Here is a 19,331-nt window from a genome sequence, read left to right on the forward strand (position 1 = left end):
CTGACGGGCGTGATCAGCCCTCTCGACCTCAGCGACCGCGCGCTTGCCGAACGGTTGCTGGCGATCCAGCACGCCGCGTACGCCATCGAGGCCGAGCTCATCGGCTTCGACGGCATCCCGCCACTGCAGGAGGACCTCGCCGGTCTGATGTCGTCCACCGAACACTGGCTCGGCCGGTTCGACGGTGACGTCCTGGTCGGCGCGGTGGCGTACGAGTTCCCGGACGACGACACGGTCGAGATCTCCCGCCTGATCGTCGATCCGGCGTACGCCCGCCGCGGTCACGGGCACGCCCTGCTCGACCACCTCGACCAGCAGGAGCCGCGGCCGGCCAGCCTGGTCTCGACCGGCAGCGCGAACACTCCGGCCGTCAACCTCTACAAGTCCCGCGGCTACCACGAGATCGCCCGGATCGAGGTCGCGCCCGGGGTCGAAGTCACTCAGTTCGAGCGGTAGAAACGGTCGAGCCACGATCCATCGCGACGCTGATCGGTGCGCACTCTTCCTGCTCGGGCGAGGCGTACCCCAGTGTGCCGACGGGTCAGGCCACGGCTGACGACCGGGTTCGCAGTTGCTCGAAGCCGTAGTACAGGGCAAGGACGAACTGGACGAGCAAGGTGAGCGGGGCCGAGATGAACGACAGTCCGATACAGGCCGCGTAGAACAACGTGCCGATCGAGTAGCGCAGGACCGACGCGCGCTGCTCGGACGGCGTGAGGTTGTGGTCGACCAGGTGAGACCGCAGCACGTGCCACCAGATCAGGCTGAACGCGATCGCCGCCAGTGTCAGGTTGGTGCTGTAGACCGCGGCCGCGACATGGGCATCGATCGTGTCGTCCCGCAGGTACTCCGCGAACAGGTTCGTCGGGAACGGCAGCAACGCGGTCCACAGCAACAGCAGCAGGTTCAGGAACATCAGTCCGCGATCCGCCCGCCGGATCTGCCGGAACATCGAGTGGTGGTTGACCCACATGATGCCGAGGACCGCGAAGCTGGTCAGGTACGCCGCGAACTGCGGCCACTCCCGCACCAACGCCGGCCAGAGCCGCTCGTCCGGTTCGAGCTCGGGAATGTGCAATTCGAGGACGAGCAGGGTGATCGCGATCGCGAACACGCCGTCGCTGAAGGCCTCGATCCGCGAGGTGTCCGAAAGGTCAGACTGGGTGGCCACGGTCACCCAGTCTGACACCGCGACCTCAGTCGGTCGACAACCTCAGGGCAACCCAGCTGATGGCCGGGAGGCTGACAGTCAGTCGGCCGTCCTGGAGACGGGAATCGGCTGGTTGGGGGGTGATGCGGTCGGGGTGCTCGGCGGAGTTGGTGGCCAGCGGATCGGCGTCGTGCACCATCACGGCTTCCTCGATCGTGGTGACGCCGGAGCGGCTGACGTCGACGGTGACGTCGACCGTGTCCTCGGACGAGCGGTTGACCAGGAAGACCGCCAGTTCGCCCTCGGAGTACGTCGCGACCGCGTCGACGGCCGGGACGTCGCCGTACTTGGCGGTGCTGACGGTCGGCGAGTCGGTCTCCAGCCGCAGCACCTGGCCGGCCGCGAGTCGTGAGGTGATCGCGAACGGGTGGAACGTCGGCTGCCGCCAGGCCGGGCCGTTCGGCTCCGTCATGATCGGCGCGATCACGTTCGCCAGCTGCGCCAGGCAGGCGACGGCGACCCGCTCGCTGTGCCGCAGCAGCGAGATCAGGAGGTTGCCGACGACAACGGCGTCGGTGACGTTGTACTCGTCCTCGATCCGGCGTGGGGCGACCTCCCACTGGTCGTGCGGTCCGTCGGTCCGCCGCGAGCGGTCTTTGTACCAGACGTTCCACTCGTCGAACGAGATGCCGATCTGCTTGCTGCTCTTGAGTTCCGCACCCACGTGGTCCGCGGTTGCCGTGACGGCGTCGATGAAGCGGTCCATGTTCACCGCGGAGGCCAGGAACGACGCCGTGTCGCCGTCGTCGTTGCCGTAGTACGCGTGGCAGGAGATGTGGTCGACGAAGTCGTACGTCTCCCGCAACACCTCACGCTCCCAGGTGCCGAAGGTCGGCATCTGCGACGACGACGAACCGCACGCGACCAGCTCCAGATCGGGCTCGATCATCCGCATCGTCCGTGCCGTCTCGGCCGCGAGCCGTCCGTACTCGGCCGGGGTCTTGTGCCCGATCTGCCACGGCCCGTCCAACTCGTTGCCGAGGCACCACAGTTTGACGCCGTACGGCGACGCGCCGTGTTGCTCCCGCAGATCGGACAGGGCGGTCCCACCTGGGTGGTTCGAGTACTCCTGCAGGTCGAGCGCCTCCTGTACGCCGCGGGTGCCGAGGTTCAGCGCCATCATCGGCTCCACCCCGGCCTTCGCGCACCAGCGGATGAACTCGTCCAGGCCGAACTCGTTCGTCTCGACGCTGTGCCAGGCCAGGTCGAGCCGCCGCGGCCGGCCCTCGCGCGGGCCGACGCCGTCCTCCCAGCGGTAGCCGGAGACGAAGTTGCCGCCGGGGTAGCGGACCACCGACACCCCGAGCTCCCGGGTCAGTTCGAGGACGTCCTTGCGGAAGCCGTCCTCGTCGGCGGTCGCGTGCCCGGGCTCGTAGATGCCGGTGTAGACACAGCGGCCCATGTGCTCGACAAACGTGCCGAAGGTCCGCCGGTTGACCGGGGCAACCGTGAACGCGGGGTCGATGATGATGTGGGCAGAGGTCACCAGGTGGCTCCTGTCGTGAGAGGTGAGGTCATCCCTTGATGCCGGCGTCGCCCACTCCACGCACCACATGGCGCTGGAACAGGGCGTAGACGATCAGCAAGGGAAGTCCGCCCAGCACGGCGGACGCCATGATCTGGGCGTAGCGCAGGCCGTAGGAGCCCTGCACGTTGGCGAGTCCGACCGGGATCGTCATCATCGACGGGTCGGTGGTCACGATGAACGGCCAGAGGAAGTTGTTCCAGGCCCCGATGAACGTGAAGATGCCGACGGCAACGAGAATCGGCCGCGACATCGGCACCATCACGCTCCAGACGATCCGCCACCGGGTCGCGCCGTCCACCCGGGCGGCGTCCTCGTAGTCGCGGGAGATGCCGTCGAAGAACTTCTTCAGCACGAACACCATCACCGGCGCGACCACCTGCGGCAACACGATGCCCCAGTAGGTGTCGACCAGACCGAGCCCGGTCATCTCCTGGAACAGCGGCACGATCAGCACCTGCGGCGGGACCAGGATGCCGGCGATGATCAGGCCGAACAGCACCCGCCGGCCGGGGAACCTGGTCCGGGAGAAGCCGAACGCCGCCAGTACCGAGACGACCAGGGTCAGCCCGGTGACCAGCACCGACACGACCGTGCTGTTGAAGAACCAGCGAATCAGGTCGCCCTGGTCGAGCACGCTGCTGTACGCCGCCATGGTCGGTGCGGCCGGCAACCACGTGATCGGTGACCGGGTCGTCTCCGGTTCCGGCTTGAGCGAGGTGTCGAGGGCCCAGAGCAACGGAACCAGCCAGAGCGCGGCCAGCAATACCGCACCGACGATGGTCGCGACCTTCGGGAAGGTCCACGTCGTCCTCATTGGTCGGCCTCCTTCCGGCCGGAGAACAGTCTGAACTGCAGCACCGCGACCACTACGATGACCGCGAAGAACATGTACGAGATCGCCGACGCGTAGCCGATCCGGTAGTTGGTGAAGCCGTTCTGGTAGATGTACTGGATGATCGGCCGGGTCGCGAAGTTCGGCCCGCCGTTGGTCATCAGGTAGATCTGGTCGAAGATCTTCAACGACGCCACCAGTTGCAGTACGACGATCAGCCCGGTGGTCCGGCTCAGCAGCGGGAGCGTGATCCGGAACAGCTGCTGCCGGCCGTTCGCGCCGTCGATCGCGGCCGCCTCGTACACCTGGGCCGGAATCCCTTGCAGGGCGGCGAGATAGAGCAGGAAGTTGAATCCGACCGTCCACCAGACGGTCGTGATCACCACGGCGAGCATGGCCCGGTTCTCGGTGTTCAGCCAGTCGATCTCGGCGAACCCGCCGGCCGTCAGCAGCCCGTTCACCAGGCCGAACCCGGGCTGGTAGATCCACACCCAGATCAGCGTCACGACTGTCGCCGGCAGGACGAACGGAGCGAAGTACGAGAACCGCAACAGCCAGCCCAGCAGGCCTTTGCGGTTGGCCAGCAGGGCCATCACCAGCGCGATGACGACCAGTGGTGGAGTACTCATCGCGGTGAAGACGAGGGTGTTCTTCAGCGACGACCAGACGGCCGGATCGCCGAACATCTCCCGCCAGTTCTGCAGCCCGAGGAACTCCTGCTTCACCCCGGCGAGACTGGTGTTGAAGAAGCTGTTCCACAGCCCGGAGATGATCGGCCAGATCATGAAGACGGCGAACAGCAGCAGGAACGGCGCGACGAAGAACAGCCCGCCCCAGCGTTCCTTCCAGGGCTGTCCCGTCGCCGGCTTCGCCGCGGTGCGCGGCGTGGTCGTGGTGACCTGAGGTTGTGTCTGTACGGCCATGAGCGTGACCTCCTGTCAGACCGGGGACGGGGTGTCGAGCAACTTCTGGGTGGCGGCCTTGAACTGCGCGAGCGCCGCCTTGGGGGTCGCCTGGCCGGAGAACACTCCGCTGAACGCGGCCCCGGCCTCGTTCTCCAGTTGCGCTCCCGAGCCGCTGAACCAGCCGTCCGGGTCGTAGAGCACGTCCGGCGCGACACCGCGGTACTCCGCCTGTGGCTTGAGGTCCAGGTACTTCTGGCTCTTCGCCACCGGCTGGTACGCCGGGATGTGGCCGCCGGCCGCCCAGTCCGCACTGTGCTTGAGGATCCAGGCGATGTACTCGATCGTCGCCTTGGTGTCGTCCTTGTTCCGGTTGGCCTGGTGCGGCAGCACGAACGTGTGCGAGTCCCCGGCGAAACTCGGTACGTCGTACACGACCGGGAACGGCGCCATACTGAACGGCGTCTTGGCGGTCTGGTACGTCGTCACTTCCCACTCACCGTTGAAGCTCAGGCCCGCGTCGCCGTTGGTGAACTGGGCGACCAGGGCGGCGTAGTTCGAGGACTTGGGAGTGAGTCCGTCAGTGGCGAGTTTCGCCATCAGTTCAAGAGCTTCCAGCGCCTTGGCGTCGTCCAGGACGAGCCGCGTGCCGTCGTCGCTGAAGAACTTGCCTTCCAGTTGGCCGTAGAGAGTCCACCAGATCCGCCACGGGTTCGTGGTCTCGACCGAGGCGGCGTACTTGCCGGTGGTCTCCTTGACCGCCTTGAGCAGGTCGAGGAACTCGGTGACGCCCTTGACCGGCTTGATCTTGCCGTCCGGGCCGAGGAGACCGGCCTTCTTGCAGACGTCGGTGTTGTAGTAGAGGACGAACGGGTGCTGGTCGAGCGGTACGGCGTACAACTTCCCGTCGACGATGCAGCGGTTCCACGTCGCCGGCAGGAAGTCGGACTCGCGGACGCCGGCCTCCTCGAGCAGGTCGACCGGGATCGGATCGAGCATGGTGGTCGGACTGAATCCCTTCAGCCGGGACAGGTGCAGGGTCGCGACCTCGGGCGCGCGGCCGCCGGCCGCGGACATCGCGAGCTTCGTGTAGAACGGCGGACCCCAGGCGAGCGTGTGCGCCTCGAAGTCGACGTCGGGGTGCTCGGCGACGTACTGCTGATGGATCTGCAGCAGGCGGGCGCCGTCACCGCCACCGAACAGATTCCATTCCCGGACCCGCGGCCGGGACCCGAGGCTGCCGCAACCGGTGAGCGCGAGGGCGCCGAGCATGCCACCTAGTACTGCTCTGCGCCGTGGACGAGAAGGGCGGTCGTCAAGCATGCGAGCCTACTTTACATCGGTGTACTACATCGGTGTAGAGATGATGCCCGGGTGCTCTCGGTGCGTCAACAGCTCACAGTCGGTGTCTTTCTGTCACGCCTCCCGGTGTGGCGGCGAACGGACTCGGGGCCGCCTTGTCGACGATTGTCGACGAGCGTAGACAAGCGTGGCCAACGTGGTTATGCTCGTGAAGCTGTCAGGAGTGGAGGAGACGCCGTGAAGACCATCAAGACCCGGGACCTGCGGGGATCAACGCTCGAGCAGCATGCGCGCGACGGCGACCTGGTCGGGCTCACGCGCGACCGCGCGCTGATCGCGGTGGTGATTCCGGCCGGACAAGCCTGGGTGGAGCATCTGGTCGACCGCAACTGGTCCCAGGTCGCGCAAGAGATCACCGAGGGCGAGACAGCGGTCGCCGACACGGGCCCGCTGCCGACGCTCGAGGATGTCGTCACAGGGGCGGGCGATGACGCGTACAGATCCGCGACCCGGGCCCGGCGCGCGAGCGACGAGCTGGCTGAGGAGGTCGGTCTGCCGACTGCCGCGATGCTGCGGCGGCTGGGCGCCCAGCTCGAGGCCGCCTCCCCCGACGGCCGGCAGATCACCAGATCGAGCACCATCCGGGTGGGGGACCTGTCAGCCCGCCGCATCGACGAAGCCGGCGTCGCCGGAGAGCTGCTCGTGCTGACCAACGACGGGTTGCAGGTCGGCATCGTCGTACCGGTCTCGCAGAAGTTCGTCGAGTTCCTGGTCACGCAGAACCTGTCCCGCATCATGTACGACGCGCAGCGCACCGAACTGCAGCGCGAGGGGTTCGCTCCGCTGGACGACGATTCGTCGGCAGCGCAGTCGTCCCCGTCGGTGAGGAGGCCCTGATGGCCGTGAAAGAGCAGGCCTCGACTGCGCCCGCGGCGACCTTCGCTGCGGCGACCGAGACGTTGCGCTCAACCGTCAAATGGTTGCTGGCGGCGTCGGCCGGTGTCGGCGGACTCCTGGTCGCCGGGCTGCAGCTCACCAGTCTGGGCTCGCTGAGTCTGACTGCCTGGCGATTGTGGGTGGCCGTCGGCGGTGTCCTTCTCGCCGTGGGTGGCGTCGCCTACCTGATCCTGCGCACGAGCCAGATCCTGACGAACGAGTGGATCACGCTCGCCCAGCTGAGCGTCGACGACTTCCAGGCGCAGCTCGACGGCCAGACCTCGGACCGCCCGGTGCTCCAGGAGATCGAGGTCTTCAAGCACGAGCTCTATGCCCACGTCGCCGAGGACGTGCAGCAGCTCTACCGGCGACTGATCCAGGCCAATGAGGTGGTCAGGACGGCCGGCGCCGGCGAGCTCGACCTCCGGGGTGCGGCCGAGCTGCGGGCGGCTGCGGAGAACGTCGTGCAGTACGCGAACTACTCCGAGACCCGCACCAGGTTCAAGGCCCTGGGGCAGCAGTTCGCCTACGCGGCGGCTGCCATCGTGGTCGGCGTCCTGCTGTTCGCGTACGCCGCCAACCCGGCGGGCTGATCGGCTCCCGGTCACCGCGGGTGGAAGCCGGACTCCGGTGCCAGCAGGCTCACGACCAGGTAGCCCGACCGGGCGACCTTCCTGTCCTGCTCGCGCCGCAGCCGGTCGAGCTCGTACGCCGTCAGCGGCCGGCAGACGGCCACGATTCCGCCGAGGTGGAGCGGAACGGCGAAGTAGCGCCTGCCCCCGTCCCACAAGGTGAACTCGTGGACGCTCTGGGCGTTCGGGCCGTCCAGCCGCAGGTCCTGGCACAGGCAGTCGGCCAGCGCCGTCCGCTCGGCCTGGCTCCCGAGTGCCAGCACGAACAACTTGGCCGCCGGACTGAGCACGACCTCGTAGCGGATCATGAGCTCTCGCCTACCTCCCGCTCGAACGGTGTAACCGGGTGCGGCCGCCGGGGTGGAACCCGGCGGCCGAGGTCGCCCGAGGGCGAACCGTCATTGCATCCCCCAGCGCCGGCCGGGGCCGGGCCACGAACGCCGCGCGCTGCGGTGGCGGGCCTGCGAGGGATCGCGGCGATAGCCCCGAAGTCCCTCGTTGCGGCCGCGCCAGCGGGGCGGGGTGACCCCGCGCGGAAGGACGGTGATCACCAGCGTCATGGCCCGGTCGAGCACCACGGCCACGCCGTTGCTGCCGAAGACGGTGATGCCCCTGGCATCGACGACCCGGGTGTTCTCGGCCTCGGTCACGGCGGCAACCACCTCAGCGTCGTCGATCTGGCGCTCGGCCATCCGGACGCATGCGTGCTTCGTGAACGTCAGCCCGGCGGCCATGGAGGCCGGCAGGCTCAGAGACGAAGAAGTATCCATAACTCAGAGGTTGCATCTACTGAGTTAACACGTCAAGAGGAATGCCCTCGCCACAAGACTTAAAGTCAAGCTTTATTCAGGGTCAAGCATTTACTTGGACACTTCCCCCAAGTAATAGTAGGATCTCTAACTATTACTTGTAGCCAGTGAAGAAGGTTGATGACCGATGGTGGTGACGTCCGAGCACGCCGGGTTCGAGAAGCACCTGGAAAAGGTGGTCCCCTCGGGCCCGAAGGCCTCCGAGAAGGTCAGCCAGCAGGTACTGGGCGCGGTGCTGCAGGAGCTCGCGATCGCGGCACCCCACGGCTGCCTGCGCAGTGAACTCCTCAACCGGGTCGGCCCGGGCGACGGATCGACGTACTCGGCCGCCACACTGTCGAAAGCCCTGGCTGCTCTGGAGAGGGCCCACCTGATCTCGAAACGCGCGGTGTATACCGGACCGAGCAGTGGCGGGCGGCCACCCGAGCGCTACACGCTCGGAAGCGAGCTGTGGGCCATGGTGGGCGTGCACATCTCGATCAGTCAGAACCGTCATCACACGGTCACGTGCACGATCCGCGATCTCAGTGCTCGACTGATCGACACGAAGGATCTGAGCCTCACCAAGGAACCGGAGTCGGCGCAGATCGCTCAGCAGATCGGCGACTTCGTCCAGCGCATGATCGCCAAGTGGCGGCACGGGCGGGCCGAGGCCAGGATCCTCGGTGTCGGAGTCGAGGTGCCGGGCCATGTCCACCGCGGGAAGGTCATGGATGCCCCGCACTCTGGATGGGAACATGCCGCACCCTTGGCGATCGACCTCGGCAAGGCACTCGGGGGGGAACTGACCGTTGTCCTCGACAACGACGTCAACCTCATCGCGCTCCGGGAGATGTACCGGCCGGATCGACGAACGCGTCCTCAGGACGGGGCGGTCGTGGCCGTCTTCGACGAAGGCGTCGGCGCCGGACTGGTCGTCGGCGGTCGTGTGCACCGGGGTCACAGCGGAGCTGCCGGAGAGCCAGGACACAATCCGGTGTTTATGGGCGCCGGCGATCCGCGGCTTCCGCGCAAGGCCTCCGCCCCGAAGCAGGCCGGGACGTATCCGGCGTTCCGGGATCCCTGTAACTGCGGGAAGCTGCACCACATCGACTGCTACGCGATCCCGGACCGCATCGCGGGTGAGTTGGGTCAGCCGCTGACCGAGTTCACCAGGCTCGCCGGCGAACCGGCGTACGACGGAAACAAGCTCACTGCCACCGGCAAGGCCTTCTGGACCGCAGGCGCCGCTCTTGGTCAGGGGATCGTCTCCCTGATTCACGCTCACAACCCAGGCTGGCTTCTGCTCCTGTTGCCGGCTGCGCTCGCCGAGGCCGAGCCGGGAGTGGCCGAGCTGAAGGACCAGACGGCGGCAGGCCTGTACCGACAGGCGATCGAAACCATCGTCAACGAGCAGGCGTTCTCGTCGACGGCCGACGACGCCCGCCGGGGAGGCAAGTATTTGGAGGTCCGGGCGACCGCGGGTGATCCGGCGGGCGGCGATCTGAAGGGACGGGGTCCGGAGAAGGCGGCCCGCAATGCTGCCGTGCGCGTTCTCGATGACTTCATCGCCCACGCGCTGAAGCAGGACAACTGTGTTCGTGAGCAGCCGGTCGAGGCCGCATCCGTTCGCGCAGTACCTGTGGGACTGGACGAACGGCAGCTGGCCAAGGAACGCCAGCTCGCTCTCACGAAGGAGCTTCGGGAGATCCTCAAGTACCACGACCCCGAGGGCCTGCTCGGCGCCGAACCTCTGGCCGACCAGTACTACACCGAGGAGTACGAGCTCTTGCGGCTGGTCAAGGACGAGCGCCTCGACAGCGATTCCGTCAGTGAGCTCTGGCGTCGCAGTTTCAGCCCGTCGAAGTTGCTGGTCGACGAGAGCAAACGCAGCGAGTTCACCAGAGAGCTCGTCACCCTGCAGGCCCGATGGAGCTCTGGCCGGATCGCTCCGGTGACGCGGTAGAGCGGTCGGCTCAGGTGGTGCCGAGGGTGGATTCGCGGGTGTGGAGCTTGTACGGGGCGACGATCTCCTCGTGTTCGGAGTTGTCGCCCTTCATGCGGCGGACGAGGAGGTCGACTGCGGTGCGGGCGATCTGGGCGCGGCCGGGGTCGACGGTGGTCAGGGTCGGCGTGCTGTATTGAGCCTCGTCGATGTTGTCGAAGCCGGCGACGGCGACGTCGTCCGGGATGCGCAGGCCGTGCTTGGTGAGGGTCCGGATCGCACCGAGGGCGAGGGTGTCGTTGAGGGCGAGGACGGCGTCGAACTTCCGGCCGGAGGCGAGCAGAGCCTGGGTTGCCTCGGCGCCGGTCGAGCGGTGCCACTTGCCCGCGTGGAAGGCGAGCTCCTCCGGCACCGGTACGCCGTGCTCGGTGAGCGCCTCGGCATACGCGTCGTACCGGATGGCGGCGGTGCCGACCTTCTCGCCGGGGTGGACGCCGAGGACGGCGATCCGGCGGCGGCCGAGTTGGAGCAGGTGGTCGACCGCGGCCTTGGTGCCGGCCACGTTGTCGATCATCACGTGGTCGACCGGGCTGTGGAAGATGCGTTCGCCGAGCAGGACCATCGGTGCGGACGTCGTCAGCTGCCCGATGTCTTCCTGCCCGAGGCCGAGCGGGCTGTACAGCAGACCGTCGACCAAGTGACCGCGCGGCCGCTTGATCACGGTCAGCTCGCGGTCGCGGTCTGCGCCGGTCTGCTCGATCATCACGGTCAGGCCGTGCAGCTCCGCGGCCTCGATCACCGCGTCCGCGAGCTCGCCGAAGTACGGCAGGCTGAGCTCGGGCACGGCCAGGCCGATGATGCCGGTCCGGCCGGACTTGAGGTTCCGGGCCGAGATGTTCATCTGGTAGCCGAGCGAATCGATCGCGGCGAGCACCTTGGTCCGGGTCTCCTCACGGATGTACGGGTACCCGTTCATCACGTTGGACACGGTCTTCGGTGACACCCCGGCCTGCCGGGCCACGTCACGCATCGTCACCGCCATGCCGTCACCCCCAACCACTGGTCATGGGCACACACGGTAATGCACGCGACCGCCCGGACCGCTCAGTCGTCAGTCGACGGCGGCACTTCGTGCGGTGGGCGCCGGGGCGGGTTCGGCTGCGGACCGGCCGAGGGACCGCCCGGGTGGTCCGGGATGTCCGGCTCGTGATTGGTCAGTTCGACACCCTCTTCGACCAGATCCTGGTCGATATTCGGGTCCATCTCGTGACCGGAATGCGGCACGCCGGGCCTGTCGAAACTCATGACACCCTCCCTGGGATCGTCCCCGTACCTCCACGGTACGTCGACGGGCCCCGGATCAGGTGCCGTACGGCGGGCGGTTCAGCGGGGTGAGCGTGATACCGGTCTGGAGCGCCTTGCTGAGGATCGCTCCCTCCGGCCGGCCGAGCCGGAGACCGATCACCGAGGGTGGCAGGTTCTCTGCGGCGAGTGCCTTGAGCTTGCTGAGTTCTTGTGCTGTCCAGGGTTCCGCGGCGTTGCGGATGGACTGCGGCAGGGGTGCCATCGACCTCACTCTTTCTTCCGATTACCAAACCCCGGTTCCCGATTTCCAACGATCGAAAAGTGCGTCAGTACGACTGGAGTTCGAGCAGGGTGCCGTCGGGGGCGCGGAGGTGGGCGGTGCGGAGGTTCGGGCCCCACCGCGGGCGGTCCTGGGGCGGTGTCAGAACCACGGCGCCGAGCTTCTCCAGAACCGCGGTCGCCGGGTCCACGGCGTCGACCTTCAGCACCAGCATCGACGCGTCCTGGGACTCCACGTCAGCCGGCAGGGCGGCGGTGCCGATCGTGCTCGCGATCATCGCCCGTCCGAACAGCACCAGACTGGTTTGGCCGTCCAGATCCCAGTTCGCGTACTGCGCCTCGGGGATCACCTTGACCGGCTGAACGCCGTACAGCTCGGCCAGTGCGGGCCGGTAGAAGTCGACGGCGGCCGGGAAGTCGCGGACCAGCAGCCGCGGGTAAAGCGCGTCCATGGGTGAGCATCTCCGATTAGTTGGGCACATCCAACAGTTGGTTCGAGCCTACAATAGCGCGATGGAGACGCTCAGTGGGACGACCACCTTCGTGCTGCACAAGGTGGCGGTGGCCGGCCGGCGCGCGATCGCCGACCGGCTGGCCGAGCGCCCCGGCCTCACGTTGTGGGAGTACGCCGCCCTGGCGGAGCTGGCCGAGCTCGGCCCGTCGGCGCAGAACGCGCTCGCTGCCGCACTCGGGATCGACACCGCCGACATGGTCCGCTTGATGGACACGTTGATCGAGAAGCGGATGGTCCAGCGAGAGCGCGACCCGGCCGACCGCCGCCGCTACCGGATCACCCTCACCGCCAAGGGGAGGACTGCACTCACCACCGCGCGGAAGGCGGTGCGTGAAGTGGAGCAGACGACGCTGCAGCCGCTCACCGCGGCCGAGCGCGCGACCCTGCACGCGCTGGTGACGAAGATCCGTACGCGCTGATGCCCGGACCGCCAGGCCATCACAATGTGCCCGGCGACACCGTGTCGCGCTGGGCACGCCTCCCGGGCCGCGGATTGTGATGGCCTGGCGGTCCGCACCTCACCTGTCCGCGGTCGGCCGGCGGCGCTGCGCGAGATCCGTCAGCGACCGGGGTTGCCAGGCGGCGTCGGCTTCGTAGAGGTCGGTGCCGGGTGGGACGATCTCGTCGATCTGGTCGAGGACGGCGTCGTCAAGGATGAGGTCGGCGGCCTTCAGCAGGCCTTCCAGTTGGTCCATCGTGCGCGGGCCGTTGATCACCGAGGTGACCGCCGGGTGCGTGGTGACGAACGACAGCGCCAGCTCCGGGAGCGTGACTCCGATGCCCTCGGCAACTTCCATCAGCCGCTCGACAGCGTCGTACTTCGCGGCGTTGGCGGGCAGTGACGGGTCGAAACGATGCGGTGCAAGGGCTGCGCGGCCAGTGGTGAGGTCGATCGGCTGGTCCTTGCGGATCTTGCCGGACAGGAAGCCCCACGCCAGCGGGCTGTAGGTGAGCACGCCCATACCCAGCCGTCGGCAGGTGGGCAGCACCGAGCGCTCGATCCCGCGGCTGATCATCGAGTACGGCGGTTGGTCGGTGCGGAAACGCCCGTACCCACGCCGCTCCGACACGTGGTACGCCTCCACCATCTCCTCGGCCGGGAACGCCGAGCACCCGAACGCGCGGATCTTCCCCTGAGAGACGAGATCACTCATCACCCACAGTGTTTCCTCGATGTCCGTGGTGTGATCCGGCCGGTGGACCTGGTACAGATCGATCCAGTCGGTATCGAGCCGGCGCAGGCTGTCCTCGACCGCACGCGTGATCCAGCGCCGCGAGTTCCCGCTCTGGTTGCGGCTCCCGTCGTGCAGCGGGAAGTGCACCTTGGTCGCCAGTACGACGTCGTCCCGGCGCCCCTTCAGGGCTTTGCCGACGATCTCCTCGGACTCGCCGGTGGAGTACATGTCCGCGGTGTCGACGAAGTTGATGCCCTGGTCGAGCGCGGTATGGATGATCCGGACACTGTCCTCGTGGTCGGGGTTGCCGACGGCACCGAACATCATGGTTCCGAGGCAGTGCACACTGACCTCGATCCCGGTCCCACCCAACGTGCGATAACGCATGAACGAACGCCTCCTGTGTCGTGACTCGATGTCCCGGAGGCTAGGAGCTAGACCGCTGTCTAGGTCAAGCCCCGCATAAGGTGGTCGGAGAGCCGAGCTGAGGAGTGCACGTGGGCGGTGTCGACGAGTTCGCGGGGTTGTGGGATCCGGAGCCGGGCTGGCTGAACACGGCCTCCTACGGATTGCCGCCGACGCCGGCCTGGGAGGCGTTGCAGGCCGTGCTGTCCGACTGGCGGGTCGGCGCCACGAGTTGGGAGCCCTGGGACGAGTCCACGACCCGTTCGCGGGAGTCGTTCGCGCGCCTGGTCGGAGCCGACGTACGGGATGTCTTCGTCGGCAGTACGGTCTCGGCGGCGCTGGCCCCGATCGCGGCCGCCCTTCCGGATGGCGCGAAGGTCCTCACCGACGACGTCGAGTTCACGTCGAACGTCTTCCCGTGGAAGGTGCACGAGGACCGTGGCATCGAGGTTGCCGGCGTACCAGGAGACCAGTTGGTCGCGGCGATCCGCCCAGGTGTCGACCTGGTCGCGGTCAGTGCGGTCCAGTCGTCGACCGGTGCCGTCCTCGACCTGCCCGCGGTGGTTGCCGCGAGCAAAGAGGTCGGTGCGCTCGTGGCGATCGACGCGAGCCAGGCGCTCGGCTGGCTGCCGCTGACCGTGGACGGCATCGACGTACTCGTCGCGCACACCTACAAGTGGCTGATGTCGCCGCGCGGTGCGACGCTTGGCTACCTCTCGCCGCGACTCCAGGAGCGGTGCCGCCCGGTGGCCGCCGGGTGGTACGCCGGTCAGGACGTGCACGGCTCGTACTACGGGACCCGGATGGAGCTCGCCGACGGCGCGCGCAGGTTCGACCAGTCGCCGGCCTGGTTCTGCTTCGTCGGTGCCGCACCGGCGCTCGAGTTGGTCGAGGAGATCGGCGTCGAGACGATCAACCGCCACAACGTCGACCTGGCGAACGAGTTCCGCGCCGGCCTCGGTCTGCCGCCGTCGAACAGCGCGATCGTCAGCACCAGAATGCCCGGAGCCGAGGACGCCTTCGCGGCCGCCGGTATCCGTGCCGCCGTCCGCGACGGCAAGCTTCGCGCGTCCTTCCACATCTACTCCACGCAAGCCGACGTACATCAGGCCCTGACAGCTTTGAAGCCCCTGCTTAACAGGTAGTTGTGGGTCTAGCTGCCGGGTTATGGTGCGGCCCATGGGGCTGAGCATCGGGCAGGTGGCGGAGCGGACCGGGCTGAGTGTGCACGCGCTGCGGTTCTACGAACGGGAGGGGCTGCTCGCGGACCCGGTCCGGCGGGAGTCGAACGGCCGGCGCGTCTACACCGAGGACGACGTCGACTGGCTGGACATGTGCATCAAGTTCCGCTCGTCCGGCATGCCGCTCGACACGATCCGCAAGTACACCGACCTGGTGCGTCAAGGGCCGGGCAACGAGCAGGACCGCCTGGCGTTGCTCCGCAGCCACCAGGACTACGTCAGCGCGCAGATCCAGGAACTCAACGAGTGCTTGAACGTGATCACCCACAAGGTCGACATCTACACCGAGAGTCTCGACGAGGGCACCGCCGACTGCCTCTGGGTAGCCCCCGGACCCACCGACGCCTCAGCTGCCTCCTGAGCCCCGGCAAGGCCGTTCCCTGACGGCCGGAGGTGGTGGAGGGGTCTGAGTCGTGCGACTGTGGAGAGTGACGGCCGGCGTAGCTCAGCGCCGCCGCGACCGGCCCGCAGGGCGGGCCGATGTGACGGTGGGTATCGACAGCGCATCGGAAATGCGCGGCCGAGTGCGGCCAAGCCTCCGTCGGGGGTGGGGGAGTCATGAATCCGCGACGACGCCTGGGGATTTTCGCGCTGGTGCTGGCGTTGCTGGGAGCGGCGGTGGCCTGCGGCAACGACGCACCTGCGACCACGGCCGAGGCCGATGCGGGCCCGGTGACCATCCAGATCGGGACGGCCGACGACGATCCGGACTCGCCCGGCGGGATCGCGATCATGAAGCTGGTCGAACTGGTCCGAGTCGGCTCCGGCGGGGAAGTGCTCATCTATCCGGTCTGGCAGGCGTCCGGGCAGGAATCCGTCGAGTGGGACCAGAAGATCGCCCGGATGGTCAAGGAGAAGCAACTCGGAATGGGGATGGTCCCGGCCAGAGCCTGGGACACCGAAGGCGTGACCTCGTTCCGTGCGCTCAACGCTCCGTTCCTGGTCACGTCGGACGCGCTGGCCGACAAGATCGTCACCAGTTCCGACCTCTCCACCGAGTTGATGTCGGGCCTCGAAGCGGCCGGCGTCACGGGTCTGACGCTGCTGCCGGAGAGCCCGCGCCACACCTTCGGTTTCCGGCACGCTCTGGTGCGGGTTGAGGACTACAACCTCCAGACCATCCGGACACCTCATTCCGTGCTCAACGAGGCGACCTTCCGGGCGCTCGGCGGGAAGCCGGTCGACCTCACCGACAGCAGCTTCGTCCAGGGCGTCCAGGACGGGTCGATGGCAGGCGTCGAGTCGGGATTCCTCTTGGCCCGCGGACTTCCGGCGCCGTCCACCGCGGCCGGGAACGTCACCCTCAACGAGAAGGTGAACACCCTCGTCATCAACCCCGAGGTGTACGCCGAGTTGTCGGAGGACAACCGGACGGTCCTGCAGACCGCAGTGAAGGACCTGCAGGAATGGGTGCTCGCGAACCGGACCACCGAGACTGCCAACGCCGTGGCGTTCTGCAACCTCGGGGGAAAGATCGTCACGGCCAGCGCCGCGGATCTCGCAGCACTGACCAAGGCGGTCCAGCCCGTGTACGCCGAACTGGCGAAGGATGCGAAGACCCAGGCGCAGATCGAGCGCATCCGCACCCTGAAGCAGTCCATCCAGGTCCCCGCGGAGGACCTGGCAAATCCGTGTCCGTGACGGGGATCAGGAAGGAAGGAGGGCAGTTTCCATCGCGGTAAGGGTTCTGCGCATGTTGCCGGCGAGCTGATCGAGCCGGCCCTGGATGACGTGCGCCGCGTGGGTGGGGTCGTTGCGGACGCCCACCCGCAGGCCGCTCTCGCCGGGACCGTGGGTGAAGGTCTGGTGCACCAGGGTCTGCGAGCCGTGCGGTCGCAGGTCGTACTCCCAGTGGGCGAACGGCTCGTCCTCGTCGCCGTACACGTCCCAGCCGAACCTGGTCAGCTCGTCGGCCACTGTGACCACGCACGTCACGTACGTCTCGAACCCGTCCGCGAATCTGTTCCGCGCCTCGAACCGTGCCCCGGCGACGAGCCGGTTGTCGTCGAGCCAGGCGCCGTAGTAACACTCCGGACTCCACTCGCCGTACCGATCGACGGCCGTGATTCCCGCCCACACCTGCTCGACGGGAACCCTCAACACCACCTGGACCTCGGTGCTCGCACCGGTCACTCCGTAGTCGTTCATGCCCCGGACGTCGTACCCACCCGAGCGGCCTCGACATTTCGCCGGCGGTCTTCATAGACGCTGCCTATCGACTGATAGGCAGCATTGCTTTGACCCTGCGATGCTGGCGACGGAATGTTGTATACATGACGAGTGAGGTCGTGGCCGCAGCCCCCGTCCCGGTCCCCGGGCGTGCCCAGCGAGTACGCGAGATAGCCACCGAACTGCGTGGGCTCCGGGGGGCGCTGATCCCGATCCTGCACGCTGTCCAGGAGGAGTTGGAGTACGTCGACCAGACCGACATCCCGGTCGTCGCCGACGTCCTCAACATCGCCGTCGCCGAGGTGCACGGCGTGGTCACCTTCTACAAGGACTTCCGCCGGGCACCGGCCGGGCGGACGACGGTCGCGATCTGCCAGGCGGAGGCTTGCCGATCAGTCGGTGCCGCTGATCTGGCCGAGCACGCCAAGCGCAGCATCGGCTGCGGTTTCGGTGAGACGACGTACGACGGCCGGATCACCCTCGACGAGATCTTCTGCTTCGGCAACTGCGCCCTCGGACCCGCGGTCCAGGTCGGCGAGAAGTTGCACGGTCGCGTGACACCGGCACGGCTCGACGCCCTTCTCGGGGAGGCCCGATGACGATCCGTGTCTACGTCCCGCGCGACGCGGCCGCACGCTCCGTCGGAGCGGACGAGGTCGCCGAGCGGATCGCCGCGGCGGCCGCGGCGCACGGTCAGGACGTGCAGGTCGTGCGCAACGGTTCGCGCGGCATGCTCTGGCTCGAGCCGCTGGTCGAGGTCGAGACCGCCGAAGGCCGGGTCGGCTACGGCCCGGTCGCGCCCGAGGATGTCGATGGCCTGCTCGCGGCCGGGATGCTGAGCGGCGACGGACGCGACATCGGCGCCCACCTCGGCGTCGTTGACGAACTGCCGTGGATGAAGAGGCAGCAACGACTCACCTTCGGCCGGGTCGGGGTGACCGATCCACTCTCCGCCGAGGAGTACACGTCGTACGGCGGGATGCGCGGACTGCGGGCGGCGCTGGCAAGGACGCCGGCCGAGGTGGTGGAGACGGTGGTGGACTCCGGGCTGCGCGGCCGTGGCGGCGCCGGGTTCCCGACCGGCATCAAGTGGCGGACCGTGCTCGGCGCCGAGTCCGACCTCAAGTTCGTCTGCTGCAACGCCGACGAGGGCGACTCCGGGACGTTCGCGGACCGGATGCTGATCGAGGGCGATCCGTTCACGCTGATCGAGGGGATGACGATCGCGGCGTACGCCGTCGGGGCCTCGGAAGGATACGTGTACCTGCGGTCCGAGTACCCCGACGCGGTGGCGACGCTCAGGGCCGCGATCGAGATCGCCCGGTCGGAGGGCTGGCTCGGGGACGACGTCCTCGGCTCGGGGTTCGCCTTCGATCTGCACGTCCGCGTCGGTGCGGGCGCGTACATCTGTGGTGAAGAGACCTCGATGCTGGAGAGCCTCGAGGGCAAGCGTGGACAGGTCCGGGCCAAGCCCCCGATCCCTGCCCTGGAAGGGCTTTTCGGCCGGCCGACCGTGGTGAACAACGTGTTGTCGCTGGCAACTGTCCCGGTGATCCTGGCCGAGGGTGCCGAAGCCTACGCGGCGTACGGGACCGGCCGGTCGCTCGGCACGAGCGTGTTCCAGCTCGGTGGGAACGTGGCCCGCGGCGGGATCGTCGAGACCGCGTTCGGCATCACTCTCGGCGAGCTGGTCAACGACTTTGGCGGCGGTACGTCGTCGGGCCGCCCGGTGCGGGCCGTCCAGGTGGGCGGCCCGCTCGGGGCGTACCTCCCGGTCGAGCAGTTCGAGCTGCCGATGGACTACGAGGCGTTCGCGGCGGCCGGTGCGATGGTCGGGCACGGCGGGATCGTGGTGTTCGACGAGACCGTCGACATGGCCTCGATGGCGCGGTTCGCGTTCGAGTTCTGCGCGGCCGAGTCGTGCGGCAAGTGCACCCCGTGCCGGGTCGGCGCCGTCCGCGGCGTCGAGACGATCGACCGGATCGTGGCCGGTGAGGACCGGCAGAAGAACCTCGTCCTGCTCGACGACCTGTGTGAACTGATGACCGACGGCTCGCTCTGCGCGATGGGCGGGCTGACACCCATGCCGGTACAAAGTGCCGTCCGTCACTTCCGAAAGGACTTCGGCGCATGAACGAGCGAAGCGAGTTCATCATCAAATACAGCCC

Annotated in this window: 23 protein-coding genes; 10 read left to right on the top strand and 13 right to left on the bottom strand. The window is 67.6% G+C overall.

All coding sequences use genetic code 11. The features are described 5' to 3' along the window. Positions 1 to 9: 9 nt before the first annotated feature. Positions 10 to 456, top strand: coding sequence for a GNAT family N-acetyltransferase (locus ACIBG5_RS10145; protein WP_396391195.1), 447 nt, complete (start codon positions 10 to 12; stop codon positions 454 to 456). A gap of 85 nt (positions 457 to 541) precedes the next feature. Here the strand turns inward: ACIBG5_RS10145 and ACIBG5_RS10150 are convergent, their stop codons facing one another. Genes ACIBG5_RS10150 through ACIBG5_RS10170 form a run of 5 tightly spaced genes read right to left on the bottom strand, consistent with a single transcriptional unit; the run spans position 542 to position 5,795 of the window. Then, entirely contained in the window at positions 542 to 1,171 is a 630-nt protein-coding gene (locus ACIBG5_RS10150) for a TMEM175 family protein (RefSeq protein WP_396391196.1), read from the bottom strand. A gap of 25 nt (positions 1,172 to 1,196) precedes the next feature. Next, a complete protein-coding gene (locus tag ACIBG5_RS10155; protein WP_396391197.1) occupies positions 1,197 to 2,696 on the bottom strand; it encodes an alpha-N-arabinofuranosidase in 1,500 nt (499 codons plus the stop codon). A gap of 28 nt (positions 2,697 to 2,724) precedes the next feature. Then, on the bottom strand, positions 2,725 to 3,552 hold the full coding sequence (locus ACIBG5_RS10160; RefSeq protein WP_360442853.1) for a carbohydrate ABC transporter permease: 828 nt from the start codon (positions 3,550 to 3,552) through the stop codon (positions 2,725 to 2,727). Beyond that, positions 3,549 to 4,493 (bottom strand): sugar ABC transporter permease, encoded by a 945-nt coding sequence (locus ACIBG5_RS10165; RefSeq protein ID WP_360442856.1) that lies wholly within the window; start codon positions 4,491 to 4,493, stop codon positions 3,549 to 3,551. Before ACIBG5_RS10165 ends, ACIBG5_RS10160 begins: the two co-directional genes overlap by 4 nt. A 15-nt stretch (positions 4,494 to 4,508) precedes the next feature. After that, on the bottom strand, positions 4,509 to 5,795 hold the full coding sequence (locus tag ACIBG5_RS10170; protein WP_396391198.1) for an extracellular solute-binding protein: 1,287 nt from the start codon (positions 5,793 to 5,795) through the stop codon (positions 4,509 to 4,511). 216 nt (positions 5,796 to 6,011) lie between these two features. Between ACIBG5_RS10170 and ACIBG5_RS10175 the strand changes: the two genes are divergently transcribed. Then, a complete protein-coding gene (locus tag ACIBG5_RS10175) occupies positions 6,012 to 6,671 on the top strand; it encodes a hypothetical protein (RefSeq protein ID WP_396391199.1) in 660 nt (219 codons plus the stop codon). Next, complete coding sequence (locus ACIBG5_RS10180) at positions 6,671 to 7,303, top strand: hypothetical protein (RefSeq protein ID WP_396391201.1); 633 nt, start codon at positions 6,671 to 6,673, stop codon at positions 7,301 to 7,303. The genes ACIBG5_RS10175 and ACIBG5_RS10180 overlap by 1 nt, the downstream gene beginning before the upstream one ends. Before the next feature lie 11 nt (positions 7,304 to 7,314). On the opposite strand, the gene ACIBG5_RS10185 is transcribed toward ACIBG5_RS10180, so the two are convergent. Together ACIBG5_RS10185 and ACIBG5_RS10190 are read right to left on the bottom strand one after the other, a co-directional pair. Beyond that, a complete protein-coding gene (locus ACIBG5_RS10185) occupies positions 7,315 to 7,650 on the bottom strand; it encodes a hypothetical protein (protein WP_396391202.1) in 336 nt (111 codons plus the stop codon). A gap of 90 nt (positions 7,651 to 7,740) precedes the next feature. After that, on the bottom strand, positions 7,741 to 8,112 hold the full coding sequence (locus tag ACIBG5_RS10190; RefSeq protein ID WP_396391204.1) for a DUF4258 domain-containing protein: 372 nt from the start codon (positions 8,110 to 8,112) through the stop codon (positions 7,741 to 7,743). 166 nt (positions 8,113 to 8,278) lie between these two features. On the opposite strand from ACIBG5_RS10190, the gene ACIBG5_RS10195 reads away from it, so the two are divergent. Then, positions 8,279 to 10,096: an ROK family protein gene (locus tag ACIBG5_RS10195; protein ID WP_396391205.1), complete on the top strand. Its 1,818-nt coding sequence runs from the start codon at positions 8,279 to 8,281 to the stop codon at positions 10,094 to 10,096. A 10-nt stretch (positions 10,097 to 10,106) separates the two neighbouring features. On the opposite strand, the gene ACIBG5_RS10200 is transcribed toward ACIBG5_RS10195, so the two are convergent. From ACIBG5_RS10200 to ACIBG5_RS10215, 4 genes are all read right to left on the bottom strand, one after another. Beyond that, entirely contained in the window at positions 10,107 to 11,117 is a 1,011-nt protein-coding gene (locus ACIBG5_RS10200) for a LacI family DNA-binding transcriptional regulator (protein ID WP_396391207.1), read from the bottom strand. A gap of 62 nt (positions 11,118 to 11,179) precedes the next feature. After that, positions 11,180 to 11,380: a hypothetical protein gene (locus tag ACIBG5_RS10205; protein ID WP_396391208.1), complete on the bottom strand. Its 201-nt coding sequence runs from the start codon at positions 11,378 to 11,380 to the stop codon at positions 11,180 to 11,182. Between the two features lie 55 nt (positions 11,381 to 11,435). Then, entirely contained in the window at positions 11,436 to 11,642 is a 207-nt protein-coding gene (locus ACIBG5_RS10210) for a hypothetical protein (protein ID WP_360442868.1), read from the bottom strand. A 64-nt stretch (positions 11,643 to 11,706) separates the two neighbouring features. After that, entirely contained in the window at positions 11,707 to 12,111 is a 405-nt protein-coding gene (locus ACIBG5_RS10215) for a VOC family protein (protein WP_396391209.1), read from the bottom strand. A gap of 61 nt (positions 12,112 to 12,172) precedes the next feature. Between ACIBG5_RS10215 and ACIBG5_RS10220 the strand changes: the two genes are divergently transcribed. Continuing rightward, positions 12,173 to 12,592: a MarR family winged helix-turn-helix transcriptional regulator gene (locus tag ACIBG5_RS10220; protein ID WP_396391210.1), complete on the top strand. Its 420-nt coding sequence runs from the start codon at positions 12,173 to 12,175 to the stop codon at positions 12,590 to 12,592. 99 nt (positions 12,593 to 12,691) lie between these two features. On the opposite strand, the gene ACIBG5_RS10225 is transcribed toward ACIBG5_RS10220, so the two are convergent. Continuing rightward, entirely contained in the window at positions 12,692 to 13,735 is a 1,044-nt protein-coding gene (locus ACIBG5_RS10225) for an aldo/keto reductase (RefSeq protein ID WP_396391211.1), read from the bottom strand. A gap of 110 nt (positions 13,736 to 13,845) precedes the next feature. Between ACIBG5_RS10225 and ACIBG5_RS10230 the strand changes: the two genes are divergently transcribed. The 3 genes from ACIBG5_RS10230 to ACIBG5_RS10240 all read left to right on the top strand — a co-directional run bounded on the left by ACIBG5_RS10230 (position 13,846) and on the right by ACIBG5_RS10240 (position 16,635). Next, positions 13,846 to 14,898, top strand: a complete 1,053-nt coding sequence (locus ACIBG5_RS10230; protein ID WP_396391212.1) for an aminotransferase class V-fold PLP-dependent enzyme — start codon at positions 13,846 to 13,848, stop codon at positions 14,896 to 14,898. A gap of 34 nt (positions 14,899 to 14,932) precedes the next feature. Next, the gene (locus ACIBG5_RS10235) at positions 14,933 to 15,355 is read left to right on the top strand and encodes a MerR family transcriptional regulator (RefSeq protein ID WP_396391213.1); all 423 of its coding nucleotides are present in this window, start codon (positions 14,933 to 14,935) and stop codon (positions 15,353 to 15,355) included. 197 nt (positions 15,356 to 15,552) lie between these two features. Next, a complete protein-coding gene (locus tag ACIBG5_RS10240; protein ID WP_396391214.1) occupies positions 15,553 to 16,635 on the top strand; it encodes a TRAP transporter substrate-binding protein in 1,083 nt (360 codons plus the stop codon). Positions 16,636 to 16,641: 6 nt separating this feature from the next. On the opposite strand, the gene ACIBG5_RS10245 is transcribed toward ACIBG5_RS10240, so the two are convergent. Then, positions 16,642 to 17,142, bottom strand: coding sequence for an SRPBCC family protein (locus ACIBG5_RS10245; protein ID WP_396391215.1), 501 nt, complete (start codon positions 17,140 to 17,142; stop codon positions 16,642 to 16,644). Positions 17,143 to 17,267: 125 nt separating this feature from the next. Between ACIBG5_RS10245 and ACIBG5_RS10250 the strand changes: the two genes are divergently transcribed. Together ACIBG5_RS10250 and ACIBG5_RS10255 are read left to right on the top strand one after the other, a co-directional pair. Further along, positions 17,268 to 17,762 carry an NAD(P)H-dependent oxidoreductase subunit E gene (locus ACIBG5_RS10250; RefSeq protein ID WP_396391217.1) on the top strand — a complete coding sequence of 165 codons (495 nt, stop codon included), beginning with the start codon at positions 17,268 to 17,270 and terminating at the stop codon, positions 17,760 to 17,762. Continuing rightward, a complete protein-coding gene (locus ACIBG5_RS10255; RefSeq protein WP_396391218.1) occupies positions 17,759 to 19,297 on the top strand; it encodes a formate dehydrogenase beta subunit in 1,539 nt (512 codons plus the stop codon). Before ACIBG5_RS10250 ends, ACIBG5_RS10255 begins: the two co-directional genes overlap by 4 nt. Positions 19,298 to 19,331 lie beyond the last annotated feature (34 nt).

Origin of the sequence: Kribbella sp. NPDC050241 (assembly GCF_044459685.1) — a bacterium.
GTDB lineage: Bacteria > Actinomycetota > Actinomycetes > Propionibacteriales > Kribbellaceae > Kribbella.

Bases quoted from the DNA above. Each gene is read 5' to 3' on its own strand.
- ACIBG5_RS10160 (WP_360442853.1), bottom strand. From the start codon at position 3,552: ATGAGGACGACGTGGACCTTCCCGAAGGTCGCGACCATCGTCGGTGCG.
- ACIBG5_RS10165 (WP_360442856.1), bottom strand. From the start codon at position 4,493: ATGGCCGTACAGACACAACCTCAGGTCACCACGACCACGCCGCGCACC.
- ACIBG5_RS10170 (WP_396391198.1), bottom strand. From the start codon at position 5,795: ATGCTTGACGACCGCCCTTCTCGTCCACGGCGCAGAGCAGTACTAGGT.
- ACIBG5_RS10180 (WP_396391201.1), top strand. From the start codon at position 6,671: ATGGCCGTGAAAGAGCAGGCCTCGACTGCGCCCGCGGCGACCTTCGCT.
- ACIBG5_RS10185 (WP_396391202.1), bottom strand. From the start codon at position 7,650: ATGATCCGCTACGAGGTCGTGCTCAGTCCGGCGGCCAAGTTGTTCGTG.
- ACIBG5_RS10190 (WP_396391204.1), bottom strand. From the start codon at position 8,112: ATGGATACTTCTTCGTCTCTGAGCCTGCCGGCCTCCATGGCCGCCGGG.
- ACIBG5_RS10195 (WP_396391205.1), top strand. From the start codon at position 8,279: ATGGTGGTGACGTCCGAGCACGCCGGGTTCGAGAAGCACCTGGAAAAG.
- ACIBG5_RS10200 (WP_396391207.1), bottom strand. From the start codon at position 11,117: ATGGCGGTGACGATGCGTGACGTGGCCCGGCAGGCCGGGGTGTCACCG.
- ACIBG5_RS10205 (WP_396391208.1), bottom strand. From the start codon at position 11,380: ATGAGTTTCGACAGGCCCGGCGTGCCGCATTCCGGTCACGAGATGGAC.
- ACIBG5_RS10210 (WP_360442868.1), bottom strand. From the start codon at position 11,642: ATGGCACCCCTGCCGCAGTCCATCCGCAACGCCGCGGAACCCTGGACA.
- ACIBG5_RS10215 (WP_396391209.1), bottom strand. From the start codon at position 12,111: ATGGACGCGCTTTACCCGCGGCTGCTGGTCCGCGACTTCCCGGCCGCC.
- ACIBG5_RS10220 (WP_396391210.1), top strand. From the start codon at position 12,173: ATGGAGACGCTCAGTGGGACGACCACCTTCGTGCTGCACAAGGTGGCG.
- ACIBG5_RS10225 (WP_396391211.1), bottom strand. From the start codon at position 13,735: ATGCGTTATCGCACGTTGGGTGGGACCGGGATCGAGGTCAGTGTGCAC.
- ACIBG5_RS10235 (WP_396391213.1), top strand. From the start codon at position 14,933: ATGGGGCTGAGCATCGGGCAGGTGGCGGAGCGGACCGGGCTGAGTGTG.
- ACIBG5_RS10240 (WP_396391214.1), top strand. From the start codon at position 15,553: ATGAATCCGCGACGACGCCTGGGGATTTTCGCGCTGGTGCTGGCGTTG.
- ACIBG5_RS10245 (WP_396391215.1), bottom strand. From the start codon at position 17,142: ATGAACGACTACGGAGTGACCGGTGCGAGCACCGAGGTCCAGGTGGTG.
- ACIBG5_RS10250 (WP_396391217.1), top strand. From the start codon at position 17,268: ATGACGAGTGAGGTCGTGGCCGCAGCCCCCGTCCCGGTCCCCGGGCGT.
- ACIBG5_RS10255 (WP_396391218.1), top strand. From the start codon at position 17,759: ATGACGATCCGTGTCTACGTCCCGCGCGACGCGGCCGCACGCTCCGTC.